The 13761-nt window shown below is 62.9% G+C and carries 12 protein-coding genes and 2 pseudogenes; 8 read left to right on the top strand and 6 right to left on the bottom strand.

All coding sequences use genetic code 11. The features are described 5' to 3' along the window. The first annotated feature begins 39 nt into the window (after nucleotides 1–39). Genes FEV53_RS09500 through FEV53_RS09485 form a run of 4 tightly spaced genes read left to right on the top strand, consistent with a single transcriptional unit; the run spans nucleotide 40 to nucleotide 3718 of the window. Entirely contained in the window at nucleotides 40–1155 is a 1116-nt protein-coding gene (locus FEV53_RS09500) for an SPFH domain-containing protein (RefSeq protein ID WP_142834579.1), read from the top strand. 27 nt (nucleotides 1156–1182) lie between these two features. Next, complete coding sequence (locus FEV53_RS09495) at nucleotides 1183–1665, top strand: cytochrome b (RefSeq protein ID WP_142834578.1); 483 nt, start codon at nucleotides 1183–1185, stop codon at nucleotides 1663–1665. A gap of 18 nt (nucleotides 1666–1683) precedes the next feature. After that, the gene (locus tag FEV53_RS09490; protein ID WP_142834577.1) at nucleotides 1684–2751 is read left to right on the top strand and encodes a TFIIB-type zinc finger domain-containing protein; all 1068 of its coding nucleotides are present in this window, start codon (nucleotides 1684–1686) and stop codon (nucleotides 2749–2751) included. A 43-nt stretch (nucleotides 2752–2794) separates the two neighbouring features. Beyond that, on the top strand, nucleotides 2795–3718 hold the full coding sequence (locus FEV53_RS09485) for a carbohydrate kinase family protein (RefSeq protein ID WP_142834576.1): 924 nt from the start codon (nucleotides 2795–2797) through the stop codon (nucleotides 3716–3718). Between the two features lie 22 nt (nucleotides 3719–3740). Here FEV53_RS09485 and FEV53_RS09480 read toward each other — a convergent pair whose 3' ends face one another. From FEV53_RS09480 to FEV53_RS09465, 4 genes are read right to left on the bottom strand one after another with little or no spacing between them, the layout of a single operon-like run. Further along, entirely contained in the window at nucleotides 3741–4298 is a 558-nt protein-coding gene (locus FEV53_RS09480; RefSeq protein ID WP_142834575.1) for a PqiC family protein, read from the bottom strand. 2 nt (nucleotides 4299–4300) lie between these two features. Next, a complete protein-coding gene (locus tag FEV53_RS09475; RefSeq protein WP_185962154.1) occupies nucleotides 4301–6820 on the bottom strand; it encodes an MlaD family protein in 2520 nt (839 codons plus the stop codon). Beyond that, nucleotides 6804–7460, bottom strand: a complete 657-nt coding sequence (locus FEV53_RS09470) for a paraquat-inducible protein A (protein WP_142834573.1) — start codon at nucleotides 7458–7460, stop codon at nucleotides 6804–6806. The genes FEV53_RS09475 and FEV53_RS09470 overlap by 17 nt, the downstream gene beginning before the upstream one ends. Next, nucleotides 7433–8104: a paraquat-inducible protein A gene (locus FEV53_RS09465; RefSeq protein WP_246100770.1), complete on the bottom strand. Its 672-nt coding sequence runs from the start codon at nucleotides 8102–8104 to the stop codon at nucleotides 7433–7435. The genes FEV53_RS09470 and FEV53_RS09465 overlap by 28 nt, the downstream gene beginning before the upstream one ends. Before the next feature lie 219 nt (nucleotides 8105–8323). On the opposite strand from FEV53_RS09465, the gene FEV53_RS09460 reads away from it, so the two are divergent. The 3 genes from FEV53_RS09460 (at nucleotide 8324) to FEV53_RS09450 (ending at nucleotide 11362) form a co-directional block, all read left to right on the top strand. Beyond that, nucleotides 8324–9283 (top strand): TAXI family TRAP transporter solute-binding subunit, encoded by a 960-nt coding sequence (locus FEV53_RS09460; RefSeq protein ID WP_142834572.1) that lies wholly within the window; start codon nucleotides 8324–8326, stop codon nucleotides 9281–9283. Between the two features lie 123 nt (nucleotides 9284–9406). Further along, on the top strand, nucleotides 9407–10381 hold the full coding sequence (locus FEV53_RS09455) for a TAXI family TRAP transporter solute-binding subunit (protein ID WP_142834571.1): 975 nt from the start codon (nucleotides 9407–9409) through the stop codon (nucleotides 10379–10381). 81 nt (nucleotides 10382–10462) lie between these two features. Next, nucleotides 10463–11362, top strand: coding sequence for an oxidoreductase (locus FEV53_RS09450; protein WP_142834570.1), 900 nt, complete (start codon nucleotides 10463–10465; stop codon nucleotides 11360–11362). A 268-nt stretch (nucleotides 11363–11630) separates the two neighbouring features. Here FEV53_RS09450 and FEV53_RS09445 read toward each other — a convergent pair. After that, a pseudogene (locus FEV53_RS09445) lies at nucleotides 11631–12776 on the bottom strand (transposase); the annotation flags it as partial. A gap of 63 nt (nucleotides 12777–12839) precedes the next feature. On the opposite strand from FEV53_RS09445, the pseudogene FEV53_RS09440 reads away from it, so the two are divergent. Then, a pseudogene (locus FEV53_RS09440) lies at nucleotides 12840–13488 on the top strand (IS6 family transposase). Nucleotides 13489–13513: 25 nt separating this feature from the next. Here FEV53_RS09440 and FEV53_RS09435 read toward each other — a convergent pair. After that, nucleotides 13514–13761, bottom strand: a 248-nt coding sequence (locus FEV53_RS09435) for a transposase (protein ID WP_185962153.1), incomplete at its 5' end; no start/stop codon positions are given.

Here is a 13761-nt window from a genome sequence, read left to right as displayed (position 1 = left end):
AGGACCTAGCCTCCGGGTGCATCGGATCGGAGGCACGACATGGGTATTCTCGATTTTCTTTCGGGCCAGTTCATTGACGTCATTCACTGGGTCGATGACCGGCAGGACCGGATGGTTTGGCGGTTTGAGCGCGAAGGGCACGAGATCAAATACGGCGCCAAGCTCACGGTCCGCGAGGGTCAGGCCGCAGTTTTCGTCCACGAAGGCCAGATCGCCGATGTCTTTACCCCCGGACTTTACCTGCTGGAAACCAACAACCTGCCGATCCTGACCTCACTGCAGCATTGGGATCACGGCTTTCGGTCGCCGTTCAAATCCGAGATCTACTTCGTCAACACAACCCGGTTCACGGATCTGAAATGGGGCACGAAGAACCCGGTGATCCTCCGCGACCCCGAGTTCGGCCCGACCCGCATCCGCGCTTACGGCACCTATGCGGTCAAGGTCACCGACCCCGCCCTGTTCCTGACCGAGATCGTCGGGACCGACGGGGAGTTCACCGCCGATGAGATCTCCTTTCAGATCCGCAACGTGATCGTGCAGGAGTTCTCCCGTGCCGTGGCGCAGGCGGGCATCCCGGTGCTCGATATGGCGGCCAATACCGACCAGCTCGGCGCCGTGGTCGCGCGCGAAATCAGCGCGACGATTGCGGGATACGGCCTCACCCTGCCCGAGCTTTACGTTGAGAACATCTCCCTGCCCGAGGACGTGGAGAAAGCGCTGGATAAGCGCACATCCATGGGCGTTGTGGGCGACCTGAACCGCTACACCCAGTTTCAGGCGGCCGAAGCGCTGACGCAGGCCGGATCGGCTGCGGGCAACGCAATGGGGACGGGCTTTGGCGCCGGGATTGGCATGGCCATGGGCGGTATGGCTCCGGGACCCTGGGGGCCACGCCCCGGACAGATGCCGGTGCAGACCGCTGCTCCGCCGCCCCCTCCGCCGCAGCCCGAACGGGTTTGGCATATCGCCGAGAGCGGCCAGAGCCATGGCCCTTACTCCACCGCCCGCCTCGGGCGCATGGCCGCCAGCGGCGAGCTGACCCGCGACACGTTGGTGTGGAGCGCCGGGCTCGACGGATGGACACAGGCCGGGGAACTCAACGAGCTGGCGCGGCTTTTTACCGTTATGCCCCCGCCACCACCGGCCCCGTAAGCCCTTTTCAGTCTCAGGAGTTTCCCCATGTCCCAACGTACCGGCTACACCACCGCCCAGATCGCCATGCACTGGCTGGTCGCGGCAACGATCCTGCTGACATGGTTCTTTGGCGAGGGGATGGGCAAACTCCTGAAAACCCGCGCTGAGGGGGGCGAGGTGCCCACTGTGCCGCTCCATGCCGCACTGGGGATGACCGTGCTGGCGCTGGTGGTCATCCGCCTCGTCATCCGCCTGCGCACCGGCCACCCGGATGCCGTGCCCGGCACGTCGGATGCGGTCGCCAAGGCGCGCGACTGGGGCCATATCGCGCTCTACGTGCTGATGATCGGGGTTCCGATCGGCGGTATGGCGGCGTGGTTCGGCAATATCGGCGCAGCTCAGGAAGGGCACGAGGTCGGCGTCAAGATCCTCGTTGTGCTGATCCTCGGCCACGCGGCTCTGGCTTTGTACCACCAATATGTGAAAAAAGACGGCACGCTCCTGCGCATGATGCGTCCCGAAGACTAAGGCAACCCGCGCGAAGAGATGACCACGGACCAGCGCTTTCCCTGCCCCCAATGCGGTGCCGATCTGCGGTTCGATCCGGGGTCGGGCGACCTCTCCTGTGACTTTTGCGGCCATCGGGAGCACCTGACCCCCGAGGCCGCCCCCAGCGCGATCCGCGAGCTCGATTTCGAAACGGCGATTGCCAATCGCCTGCCTCAAGCGGAAATCGAGGTCACGCAGGTTTCCCGCTGCACCAATTGCGGGGCCGAGGTCGCCTTTGACGAGGCGCAGCACGCAACCGAATGCCCGTTCTGCGCCACACCCGTGGTCAGCGATACGGGCACCCACCGCCATATCAAACCCGCCGCCGTCCTGCCATTTGCCCTCGCCGAAGAAACGGCGCGCAAAGCGATGACGGACTGGTTGGGCTCCCTCTGGCTGGCCCCCGGGGGCTTGGCGAAATTCGCCCGCAAAGGTCGGAAGATGCAGGGAGTCTACCTGCCCTACTGGACCTTCGACGCGCGCACCCGCACCCAATATCGTGGACAGCGCGGCACCGTTTATCATCGGACGGTGCGGGGCGCAGACGGACAGAGCCGGACCGAAAGCGAGGTGCGCTGGCGTCCGGTCTCGGGTCGGGTGGCGCGGGATTTCGACGATGTGCTCGTCTGCGCCTCCCCCTCCCTGCCCGCCGAGACCACGCAAAAACTGGAGCCGTGGGATCTGTCGGACCTGACGCCCTACACGCCGGATTTCCTCGCAGGGTTCAGCGCCGAAGGCTACCGGATCGACCTGCCGGAGGGGCGGCAACACGCGCAGGTCCGGATGGACAAGGTCATCGCCCGGGACGTGCGGATGGATATCGGCGGGGACCGGCAGAGGATATCGGCGCTGGAGACCGAGATCGGAGGCGTGACGTTCAAGCACGTGCTCTTGCCGATCTGGCTCGCGGCCTTCAGCTTTCGCGGCAAGACCTATCAGGTGGTGGTGAACGGCCAAACGGGGCGCGTCACCGGCGAACGTCCGTGGTCCCGCTGGAAAATTGCGGGGCTGGTGCTGCTCGGGATTGCCGTTGCCTTGGGCTGGCTGTACCTCAATAACCGATAGCGATAACGGGAGCCGCAGCGCGCCCGAGACCAAGGAGAGCGCGATGATCCTCTGTGCGGGCGAAGCCCTGATCGACATGCTGCCACGCAAGACCAGCGCGGGAGAAGACACTTTTGCCCCCCATGTGGGTGGCGCGGTGCTGAACACGGCGGTGGCGCTGGCGCGGCTCGGCGCGCCCAGCGGGTTCTTCTCCGGCATCTCCACCGATCTCTTCGGCCAGCAGATCGCCGACCGGCTGGAGGCGGACGGGGTCGATCTCTCCCACGCGGCGCGCTCCGACCGCCCCACGACGCTGGCCTTTGTCACCCTGACCAACGGCCACGCGCGCTATGCGTTTTACGACGAGAACACCGCCGGACGCATGATCTCCACCGCGGATCTGCCGGACGCCATGGACGCAAGCGCGTGTTTCTTCGGCGGCATCTCCCTCGCGGTGGAACCCGCTGCGGACACCTATGATGCGCTCTCAGAACGGCTGGCGCCCGCCATGCCGATGATGCTGGATCCGAACATCCGGCCCGATTTCATCCGCGACCGCGACGCCTACATGGCAAGGATCACCCGGATGCTGGAGCGTTGCGACATCGTGAAAGTCTCCGACGAAGATCTGGCCTGGCTCACTCCCGGCATGAGCGCCGATGACGGCGCGCGGGCGCTCCTTGAACGCGGGCCGTCCATCATCTGCCTGACGCGCGGGTCCGAGGGCGCCACGGGCTTCACCCGCTCGGGGCTGGAGGTCAGCGTCGCCTCGCAGAAGGTCGAGGTGATCGATACGGTTGGGGCCGGTGACACGTTCAATGCGGGCATACTGACCGCGCTGCACGAGGCGGGTGCGCTGACGAAAAGCGCCATCGGTAGGGTCTCTGAGGATACCTTGCGCGCAGCATTGGAACTGGGGGCAAAGGCGGCAGCGGTGACGGTGTCCCGCGCGGGCGCGAACCCGCCGCGGCGGACCGAGCTGGGCTGACCGCTCAGGTCAGCCCCTACTGTCAGAGCCCGTCGCGCGCGATGAGCGCAACAAGCTCGCCGATGATCTGCGACTTGGCCGCCGCGATGGAGGCCACATTTCCCGGCTGATAAGGTGCCGCGAGGTCGAACCGCCGCGCCCGTTCCGGCGTCGTGCCTTCGGACGAACTCACGAAATATTGGCCGGACACACGGTACTGGCCATCGCGGGAGGGCAGTGCCTTACTGATCCGGACATCAAGACGAGCCGCCGGACGGTCATAAAACGGCCAGGGCTCCGCGGCGACCCGCGCCGAGGTGCGCGACGCGAGGCCCTGCGCCAGACTTTCGGTGAAGTGGCGCTGGGGGTCGTCGGCCCAGAGCAGGTTATCGTCGCCGACCACCGCGCCGGTTTCGTCCTCGTAATAGATCACTTCCTGCTCGGCGTAGAGGGGCAGCGACACGTCGCGCACTTCCACCGAGCCGACGGAGACCGGGATCCGACCCTGCGCGGAAGTCACCGGCACGTCATAGCGCAACGGGGTCCCACCGCAGGCGGCCAGAAATCCGAGGGTTGAGGCGATAAGCAGAGGTCTCAGCATGATCAACGTCCAAACAGAAGGGAATTGGGGGACCGCTCAAGCTGACGCGCGAGCGAATCGATGGATTGAGCGGCTTCCTGCACCTCGCGGAGCGTGGACTGCAGACGCGCGCCCACGGCTCCGTTGGCATCGTAGCCTTCGATCACCACGCCGCTCTGGGTCAGCAGAACGCTCACGTCGTTCAGGAGGCGCGGCAATTGGTCGGCACCACGCCGCACAGACGCCATAGTGGCATTGGCGTTTTCGACGAGGCCGCCCTCCTGCACCTGAATGAGAGTTCGCTGCACTTCACTCAGCGCATCAGACAGCGCACCCGGCACCCGCTGGGTGTCGGGCGAGGAGATCAAATCGTCGAGGCTCGCCAGCAGGCTGGAGGTCCGTTCACCAATCTGCTGGATCGGCAGGTCGGAGACATCATTGACCAACGCCTCAATCCGGTCGGCCACACGCTTGGCCCGGTCCGCGACTTCGGGCGCCACATTGGCCGCCTCAGAAACGGATTGCGCCGCCTGCCGTGCGTCTTCGAGCACCGGCGTCAGCGAGGCCATGACTTCGTCCACCGCATCCGACCCCTCGGCCATCAGACGGTTGGCCTGATCGAGCGTCCCGTTCTGCTCGGTCAGACGGGTGAACACGCTCCGCAGATCCTGAAGAGCCAGATCGATATTGCCCGGCAGCGCTCTGACCGAAGGCTCACTGACCAGTTCATCGAGCGAGATGATCAGCTGGTTCGTGCTGTCCACGACATCGCCGATGGCCATGCCGCGTACATCGTTGGTCAAACCGTCCAGCGATTTGATCAACTCGTCAGCGCTGGCGAGCGCGGTGTCGATCGCCTCAAGCGTTTCCGGACCATCCTCCATCGTCTCGTAGACTGAGTCGGCGGCCTCCTCAGCAGACTCCAGCGCGTCGATCAGAGCCTGCACGGCGCCGGCCTCATCCAGCTGCGTAACCACCTGTTGCAACTGCTGAGCCGTCTCGGCCAAAGCTCCCATCGTGGCACTGGCCTGATCCGGAATCGCCTGAATGCCTTCGGAATTCACAAAAGACCGGACGTCGCCGAGGAGCGCCAGCACCTCGTTCGGCGTCTCACGCACCCCGTCTTCGTTCAGCAAACGGTTGGCCGACTGCATCACGAGGATGGCGCTGTCGAGTAGTTCTTCGATTGGCAGGTTGTTCACACGGTTGAACACACCCTCGGCCGTATCGGCAAAATCAGAAAGATCGGCGGCAACGGAAGGAATCGCGGGATAGGGCTCCGCCGTGGTATCCAACTCACGCTCATCGGCACCATCCAGCTGCACCAGCGCGACCTGCAAACCGCCCAGCAGCGATGCAGACTGGAGCTGAGCCCGCAGACCCGCCTGAACGGCAAACTTCATGAAGTCGAGCACTTCTTCGGGGGTGGCGTTGGGGTCGAGGCCCATCTTACCCGGCTGGATTTCCAGTGTCGTCAGCAGCCGCACGCCCCGGTCGCCGAACCGGTCCTCGTCGAGGACACCGGTGAGTCCAGAGACCCGTCCCACCACGATGCCACTGAACTCCACGTCAGCACCGACTTCGAGGCCCGGAACGGAATCCTCAAACACGACCGTGAACAGCGCCGGCTGGCCGTCGGAATCCGCTTCAAACACGGAGGACCGCGCATCTTCTTCGTCACTGTAGAGGCGGAACACCGCGTCTTCGGGCAATTCCTGTCCGCCCGATACCGTCGTCTCAAAGGTGATGCCGCCCGTGACCAGCGATGCGAGCGAGCTGACGTTCAGCCGCGCCCCGCTCGCCCCGAAGGAAAAATCGAAGCCGGAGGTATTCCAGAACCGCGTCGCCGTATTGATCAGCCGGGATTCCGGCGTCCGGACAAACGCATCGGCAAAGACGGAAACCCCATCCGACCCCAGATGCAGGTTGCCGATCTTGCCAACGGTGATGCCGCGATAGAGGATCGGAGCGTTCTCAGACAGGCCCGACACGTCATTGCTGCGGATCCGGAAGGTGATGCCCTCGTCATCATTGGTCATCAGCGGCGCGCGGTCGAGACCCTCGAACTTGCGCTGCTTTTCTCCAATCTCGCCGTCCCAACTGCCCATCAAGTACACCCCGGACAGGACTGTCTCCAGGCCCGAAACGCCTTGGGCCGAAACCTCAGGGCGGACGATCCAGAATTCCGCTCCGTCGTCCACATAGGGGCCCACTTTCTTGTCAACCCGGATGCCGACGATCACGTGGCTCAGGTCATCGGAGAACTCAACGTCCTCGACGACGCCCACATCCACATCGCGGAACCGCAACTTGGTTCCGTCCGGCTTTACACCAGCCCCGTCGGCAAAGATCACTTCGATCCGCGGCCCCTGATCGCTCTCCGCTTTCCAGAAAATGCCGATGGAAATCACCAGCGCGAGGATCGGCAAAGCCCAGACGGGTGAGATCCGGTCGCGCAACGTGCGCTTATCGGCCTCCTGCATGTCCGCTTCTGCGGCGAGAGCCTCGCCCGTCGTCTGATCCTGATCACTCATTCCTGTCATTCCCCGTCTCCGGCCATCCACGGCCGTCATTGTCCCAAATCATCCGCGGATCAAAACTCATCGCGGCGAACATCGTGAAGATCACCGACAATGCGAAGGTGATCGCCGCAATGCCGGGTCGCACGGTCACCGCGACGCTGAACTGGATGAGAGCCGATGTGATGATGACGACGAACACGTCGATCATGGACCACCGGCCAATGAATTCCACAAAGTGGTAAAGCTTGTGCCGCTGCTCATTGCGCAGCATGTCCGGCCGCCGCACGGACACGGCCAGATAGGCCACCGCGATGAATTTTCCCACCGGAATGGCCACCGAAGCGAGCAGAATCACCAGCGCGACGAAGTAGCCGCCGTGATGGGCCAGCGTGATGGCGCCACCGATGATCGTATTGCCCGACGTCTTGCCCAGAACCTGCGTGTTCAGCATTGGGAAAACATTGGCCGGGATATAACACATCAGTCCGACAGCCATCCACGCCCAGACCCGCTGCAGCGACATCATATCGCGCGAGACGAGCTTGCCGCCACACCGACCGCAGGTCTTATGCTCCATGGGCCAGACCTTGCTGCACCGGGTGCAGGACACCAGCCCCGCCTCGCGGGCGGTGATCAGCTTCTGCGTTCCAGAGCTTTCCATATGCTCCACCTGTCCATACTGATGTCCTGTAGGACCGTCACGATCACCAGAACAATAAAGAGCCAAAAGGCCGGCCCGATCTCCACTTTGCCGTAAGCGACAATTTTCACCAGCGCCACCGCGCAGCCGATGATAAAGATTTCTGCCATGGACCATGGGCGGAGGTCCTCGCTCACCCGGAAGGCCGTCCGCGCATAAGGGGCGGGTTTCCGGCCCATCATCAAAGGCAGGATCACATAGATCACGAGGATGGACCGGATCGCCGGGATCATAATAATGAACGCCGCCACAAAGATCGAGAGCGCCACGGTGAAGCCCTCATCGAGGAATGCCATCACGGTCTTCAGCACCGAGGTCTTGTTCTCGAACCCCGCCGCGCTGATCCCGAGAAACGGAAAGTAGATCGCGCCTCCCATGAGGAACAGCGTCGTCAGCGCCAGCGAAACCACGTGCAGATAGGCGTCCTTCTGGGGCGCTATGAGGACGTGATGGCAACGTTTGCACACCAGCCGCGCGCCCTCCTCCGGCATCCGCGCATGATAAAGCGCGTCGCATTCCGGGCAGGCGATCACTTCGTCAAGCGACGATCCGGCCATGTCAGTGGAAGACGTGTCGAGCATAATGCGGGTGAAACCTGTAACCAATGTCGTGTCTTTACAGCCCAAAGCTGAGCGTTGGTATCCTTAAAGCAACATGACAAGGATGTAACGGGCCATCGACGCCGCAGCCCGAGTTTTCACCCAGACATGCCGCCTGAAAGCAAATCTGCGGTCGAAATATCGCAGCCGTTTCACCTTGCCCAGCCGGGGATAGGTCGTCAATCTGACGCAAATCGCTTAAATCCAATAACAAAGGCCAGCACCATGGGACGTCTTCTCGCACTCTTTCTCCTGTGCTTCGCCGGTCTGGCGCAGGCACAAGGCTCGACCTCCATCCTGATCGGCACGGGTGGCGTGGCCGGGATCTACTTCCCGGCAGGTGGCGCCATCTGCCAGCTCGTCAACATGGACCGCCCGCGACACCGGACCCGATGCTCCGTCACATCCACCACCGGATCGGTAACAAACCTTCAGGACCTTGATCGCGGCGATCTGGACTTTGCGGTCGTGCAGGCCGACTGGCAGGCCCACGCCTATAACGGAACGTCGATCTTTGAAGCGCCAGGGCCAATGACCGACCTGCGTGCCGTGTTTTCGCTGCATCCGGAATTCTACACGGTCGTCGTGCGGGAAAACACGCCGTATGAGAGCTTCGATGACCTGAAATATCTCCGTCTGAACGCAGGAGCACGCGGTTCCGGTCAGCGCGCGACCACCGAGATTCTGCTCGACGCCATGGGTTGGGGTGCGGATGATTTTGCCGCCATGCCCGGAATTCAGGCCGCCGACCAACCTGCTGCGCTTTGCGCCGGTGAAATTGATGCCATGGTCTACATGGTCGGCCACCCCTCGGCTGCCATCGTCGATGCCACCTCCGACTGCGCCTCACGCATCGTCCGCGTGGACAACGACGGTGTGCGCAAGCTGGTGGACCGCAACCCTCTTTATAATCTCGTGACCATTCCCGGTGGCGTTTATCGTGGCAATGATGACGACCAGACCACGTTTGGGATCGACGCGACGCTGGTCACGCGGGCAGATGTTCCTGAGAAAGTGGTCTATGACCTGGTGAAATCAGTCTTTACCCGGCTCGACACTATGCAGCGGATGCACACCGCCTTTATCGATCTCGACCCACAGCAAATGGCAACCGCCAGTCTCACAGCCCCGCTCCATCCCGGCGCTGAGCGCTACTTCCGCGAAGTAGGCCTCCTGCCCCAGTAGTCGAAAACCCGCCACCCCACCAGCGCTAGCGCTACCATCCGCTTGTTCCCTCGCGCGACTTGCGCCATGGTCCGCCACCATCAGGGACCGCTTCAACGGCCCGATCACACTTAGGGAGAATCCATGTCTTTTATCACCCGCATTTCCGCGATCGCCGTCGCCGCCACCATGGCCGCTCCGGTTATGGCTCAGGATAACCAGACCTTCATCACCATCGGCACCGGCGGCGTGACCGGCGTGTACTACCCCACGGGTGGCGCGATCTGCCGTCTCGTGAACCGTGACCGCAAAGAGCATGGTGTCCGCTGCTCCGTCGAGTCCACCGGCGGCTCCGTGTACAACGCCAACGCCATCCGCGGCGGCGAGCTGGAGTTCGGCGTAGCCCAGTCTGACGTGCAGTATCAGGCGACCAACGGCGAAGGCTCCTTTGCCGAGCAGGGCGCGGATGAGAATCTGCGTGCCGTCTTCTCGATCCACCCCGAGCCCTTCACCGTCGTGGCTCGCGCCGATGCTGGCATCAGCACCTTCGACGACCTCGAGGGCAAGCGCGTAAACATCGGCAACCCCGGCTCCGGTCAGCGCGCCATCATGGACCGCCTGATGGCCGAGATGGGCTGGACCGCCGACAGCTTCGCTCAGGCCTCCGAGCTGCAGGCCGCCGAGCAGTCCCAGGCGCTCTGCGACAACAACATCGACGCCATGGTCTACTCCGTCGGCCACCCGTCGGGCTCCATCCAGGAAGCCACCACCGCCTGTGACTCGGTTCTGGTGACCGTCGACAACGCCGCCAGCCAGAAGCTCGTGGACGAGAACGACTACTACCGCACCGCCACCGTCCCCGGCGGCATGTATCGCGGCAACGACAACGACACCAAGACCTTCGGTGTGGGCGCCACCCTCGTGACCTCCGCCGACGTGTCTGAAGACGTCGTCTACGTGCTGGTCAAGGCCGTGTTCGAGAACTTCGACCAGTTCAAGGGCCTGCACCCCGCCTTCGCCAACCTGTCGAAGGAAGAAATGGCCAATGACGGTCTCTCGGCCCCGCTGCACCCCGGCGCCAAGAAGTACTACATGGAGGCCGGCCTGGTCTCCGAATAAGATCAGCCTGACCTGACATAGGGAACCACCCGCCCCTCCGGCGGGTGGTTTTCTTTTTGCTCCCCTCCGAAAGGCGCCCTCATGTACACCACCCTCACCGACTGGACCGACGCGCATCTGTTCGATCAGTCCGGCAAAACCGTCCTGATAACCGGGGGCACATCCGGCATTGGCTATGTCACCGCACTGGCCCTGACCCGCGCAGGTGCCTCCGTGACCCTGACCGGCCGCGATGAAGCCAAGGTGGCCTCTGCCGTCGAGACTATCCGCAAAGCTGCGCCTGACGGGCAGGTTGCAGGTGCCGTTTTCGATCTCGCCGATCTCGATCGGGTGGCCGATTTCGCCCGCCGCTACGCCACGGAGACGCAGACTCTCGACCTGCTGATCAACAATGCCGGCGTGATGATGTGCCCCCCGGCCACCACGGCGCAGGGCTATGAAAGCCAGTTCGGCGTGAATGCGCTCTCCCATTTTGCGCTGACGGGGCATCTTTTTGACTTGCTGACAGCCACACCCGGCGCACGGGTTGTAACCCTGTCGAGCATCGCCCATCGCGGCGCCGAGATCGACTTTGACAATCTGCGACTGGAAAAGCCCTACGATCCCCGCCGCGAATACTACCAGAGTAAGCTCGCCAACCTGATGTTCGCCCTCGAACTCGGCCGCCGCGCTGACGCGAAGGGGCTCGACCTGTTGTCGGTCGGCTGCCATCCGGGTTTCACGATGACAGAGCTGCAACGCCACGTCCCGCCGGAAATGCTCGCCAGCCTGACCTTCATGGACACCTGGCAGGGCGCGCTCCCGACCCTGCTCGCCGCCACCGCTGACACGGAGCAAGGCGCCTATTTCGGCCCCGACGGTCCCGGTGAGATGGGCGGCTGGCCCGCCCGGGGCGTCATCGATGATGCCGCGCATAAGGATGACGTGGCCGCCCGCCTCTGGGAGACCGCCGAAAAGGCCACAGGGCTGTCCTATCCCTGATGCGCCAAGGATAATGTCTCACCCGCGACCAGCGGGTGAGTCCGTTTAGCCCGTCGCGCGTCCCGCGCGGCGGGCCACCATCCACAGACCACCGATCAGCATGACCGGCAGCAGCACCAGCTTGAAGATATCGACCGCGAGCAGGCTGATCAGCGCCCCGATCAGCTCATCGGCTCGGCTGGGGATGTTTACCGCCGATTCTGCGGAAAAACAACGTATTGCGAGCGCAGCAAGTGGGGCTCTGAAGTGAGCGCGAATGCCTTTCTGATCAGGCTTCTCGCATTTGCTGCGGTGCGGGAAAGATCTTTGCGAGTTTGCGGAGGTTCTGGGCGGTTGCGGCGAGGAGGAATTCGTCGCTCGCGCCGCATGGGCCGCGTAAGCGAAGTCGTCCCAGCCCGAGGATGCGTTTGAGGTGGGCAAAGAGCATCTCGACCTTCTTTCGCAGCTTCATCGCGATGGCATAGTCGTCGGTCTCGGCCAGATCCCGGGCGACCTGGCGGGCGTCTTCATGCTCTTCACGGGTGATCTGTCTGGCATCGGCGTTCGGGCAGCATCTGGCTTTCGAGGGGCACGCCTGACAGACGTCTTTTAGTGCGCGGTAGCGGGCGGTGCCCTTGCCCGTCGGTCGCCGGTTCGGATCGGAATAGTTGCGGCGGAATTGCTTCAGCTCCTGACCCTCAGGACAGATGTACTGGTCGTTCTCCGGATCCCACTCGAAGTCGGTTCTGACCCATGTCCCGTCGGGGCGGGCGGCCTGGTCGATCACCGGGATGTACGGGTCGATCTTGCGGTCAACGAGCCAGCCCAGCATCGGCCCGGAGCCATAGGCGGTGTTGGCGATGACCCAGTCCGGAACGATGTCGAATTTGCCCTTCACCCGGTCCAACATGGTCTTTGTGGAGCCGACCTCGGCTTGCCGGATGGATCGTGCAGCGGGAAACCGATTCACTGGATCGGTTTCTGAGCCGCTGCACCCTCAACGTCGACGATCACACCATGATCGGTATCGATCAGGTAATTGTTGGAATAGCTGAAGAAAGCCGGGCCCTTTGCGGGCTGCTGTCCATTGGCTGGCAGGATCGGAGTGAGAGGTGAACTTGGGCTGGACCTCGCTGGCAGCGCCGAACGCGTTCGCTCGATCACTCAGACCGATGGCGTTTCCGCGCTCACCATCAAGCGTTTCGAGATATTCCCGCACAGCGCGTGGCGCGTCGGCTGGATCAAGGGTCGATGGGTCCCAATCCTCCTTCGGTGTCGAGTTCTGTTTGTTCGCGTTCGTCAGGCGACCAATCCACTGGATTGGCCGCATATCTTCCTCGCCCTCGATCAGGCTCGCATCAACCGCCAGTCGTTGGCCGCTGACCAGACCCTCTGCGATACAGCGTGCAACGGTCGTCTCAGACAGGTGCCGCAGCGGTGTTGTCACATTAACCGTTTCAGGTTTGCGAACTTGCCGAGATCGGCATGGTCGGCCCGGATGTCGACATCGCCTATCAGCTACAAACGCCACCGCTTTCCTCCCGAAATCATCGGCCACGCGGTCTGGCTCTACGTCCGTTTCAATCTGAGCCTGCGCGAAGCCGGGGGAGATGCTGCTCGAGCGCGGGATCGACGTTTCATACGAGACCGTCCGACGCTGGATGGTGAAGTTCGGTCCCGGCATCGCCCGAAATCTACGCCGCCGCCAGGCGCACCCGGGCGACATTTGGCATCTGGACGAAGTCCGTGTGGAGATCTCGGGTCGTGTGTTATGGCTCTGGCGCGCTGTGGATCAGGATGGGATGGTTCTGGACGAGCTCTTGCAATCCAGACGTGACAAACGGGCTGCGAAACGGCTTCTGAAGTCGCTGATCAAGCGCTACGGAATTCCCCGGCGGATCGTGACGGACAAATTGAGATCGTACGGCGCTGCGAAACGCGATGTGGCGCCCGGTCTCAAGCACCGGTCCCACAAAGGTCTGAACAATCGTGCCGAAAACAGCCATTTGCCGTTCCGCAAACGAGAGCGATGCATGCAGGGATCTCGATCTCCGGGAGGCTCACAACGATATGTGTCCTGCCACTCAGACGTACGTAACCGCTTCTCCGTTCCCGCCCGCCGGGTCACGTCCGTCAAGGTGTTGTAATTGGTCGGGTGGCCTGAGGTCATGATCAGGTGGCTTGTGTCGTGATGCTGAGAATGGGATCGGTCTGCTCGTGGTCGATCTGGGTGAAGGCTTCGACCTGCATGTAGCGGCTGGCGGTCTGCCATTCGTCGTTCTGCTCGAACAGCACAGCACCGATCAGGCGAATGATTGAGGCTTCGTTCGGGAGTGAGGGCCGGACTGCCATCGGTTCGAAGGAGGGCCCGAACCCGACGACATCGGCGCGGCGTTTGACCTCCTTGTTGAGGCGCTCGA

It is taken from the genome of Palleronia caenipelagi, assembly GCF_007004065.1.
Lineage (GTDB): Bacteria > Pseudomonadota > Alphaproteobacteria > Rhodobacterales > Rhodobacteraceae > Palleronia > Palleronia caenipelagi.
The sequence above is the reverse complement of the archived record's forward strand: the minus strand, read 5'-3'. Positions and strand labels throughout refer to the sequence as shown.